This window comes from Escherichia sp. WS568 (assembly GCF_046486085.1).
Classification (GTDB): domain Bacteria; phylum Pseudomonadota; class Gammaproteobacteria; order Enterobacterales; family Enterobacteriaceae; genus Escherichia; species Escherichia coli.
This window is the reverse complement of the sequence record NZ_JBJQMC010000062.1, coordinates 1-1,664: the sequence shown is the minus strand read 5'-3', so window position 1 is coordinate 1,664 and position 1,664 is coordinate 1. Positions and strand designations below refer to the sequence as shown.

Below are 1,664 nucleotides of genomic sequence, written 5' to 3'. Positions count from 1 at the left end.
GCAACAAGGTGTTGCACAGATGTGTCATGATGGCTTAGATTTGAACCAACGTTAGTGCATGGGATTTTCAGAGGGAAAAAATCATGTTTATTGATTCAGAAAAACGACTGAAACAACTTTCAGATGAGGCAAAGAAAAACACCGAGGATCTCGAAGAAGCAAAGAAAAATTCAAGGTTTACACAGGTATCCCCAAAAGGTTGGGAACGTGTTCGAGAGCTGCTGAAGGATAGCCAAGGCATATCAGCACTGAAGCTGTACTCATTTTTAGCGGAGCATATCGATCCTACGTGTGGCGCTGTCGTTGCGGATCAGCAATTCCTAGCTGAAAAACTTGGAGTTAGCAGAAGCACAATTATTCGGTGGCTCAATTACTTAGAATCAAAAAATGCATTAGTTAGAATCCCCGTTGCTGGTAAGGTTTGTGCGTATGCCCTCGATCCACATGAAGTCTGGAAGGGATACAACACTACGAAAAACCATGCAGCGTTTGTCACTAAAACACTGGTCAACAAAGACGGTGATATTCAGCGCCGAATCATGGCCATGTTTTCAAATTGAGCTAGCGGCAGGCGGACAATCAGGGGCTACGTGTTAACGTTCTGACCATGATTGTCTATCCTGCATTGCTCTTTTGCCGCCTCAAAATCCTTTGCGTGTTTTTGCTCCCCGTTCTCCAGAAAAAACCGAGCCGCCACGGTTCCGGCAGCGCCTTGAGCGCTACCGGAAACCGTCTGGGGAGAACCCCAGACCCCCATCGCTGCAACACCGACGGTCTACGACCACCTACCAACCGCATGGCTGCCTGTTCCGTGCAAATGGGCTTTGCAGTGGGCTGGCGCGGTTCCTGGCGACCTGAAAGCCCCTGGTTAGGGGTATCGGCGCGCTTGACCTCCTGAGAGCCTCTGTAAGCGTTTTTCGCGCCTTCCATGCCCTGGCGGGCATCTAAAACCCGTTTCGTGCGTCTGAGAGCTTTTGAGCGCGTTTGAGGGGCTATCTGGCGACTCATCCCCAAAAGAACAACACCGGGATCACCGACAACATGCGAGAGGTGGCACCGCTCGCCGCAGCCCCAGCGACCGAACGTTAGTGAGCGAGTGGGCGAGGAAGCGGAAGAGAACCGGAAACCACATTGAGCACGTACGCACTGATGCGGGGTGTCGGGGCGAAGCCCTGACCAGATGGCAAACGGAATATCGTCGCGGGTGACGGTATTACATTTGCACATCCTGTCCCGATTTCTGAGGCGTTTTAGCGGTGAACGGACGGCAAAACCATGATGGAGCTGTTGAACGTTGAGAGCGTGAAATCTGGCAAAAATCACAGCTGGTAAGGCTTGCAGAGGAGTAAGCCAGTATACACTCCGCTATCGCTACGTGACTGGGTCAGGGCTTCGCCCCGACACCCCCAAAGGGCGTTGCGTTGCACGCAACACCCTTGCCTAGAATAGATCTTTTACGCCGATTTGTAAGTGGTTGTTTTTTTAGTGTGTTTTTTATTTACCTGTCGCATCCAGGATGACACAACGTTGTCGCATCCAGGATGCGACAACACGCAACAAGGTGTTGCACAGATGTGTCATGATGGCTTAGATTTGAACCAACGTTAGTGCATGGGATTTTCAGAGGGAAAAAATCATGTTTATTGATTCAGAAAAACGACTGA

Annotated in this window: 1 protein-coding gene; it reads left to right on the top strand. The window is 50.5% G+C overall.

Annotated features, from left to right (window positions below):
* Positions 1-83: 83 nt before the first annotated feature.
* Positions 84-560, top strand: coding sequence for a helix-turn-helix domain-containing protein (locus tag ACJHWR_RS25190; RefSeq protein ID WP_000469298.1), 477 nt, complete (start codon positions 84-86; stop codon positions 558-560).
* Positions 561-1,664 lie beyond the last annotated feature (1,104 nt).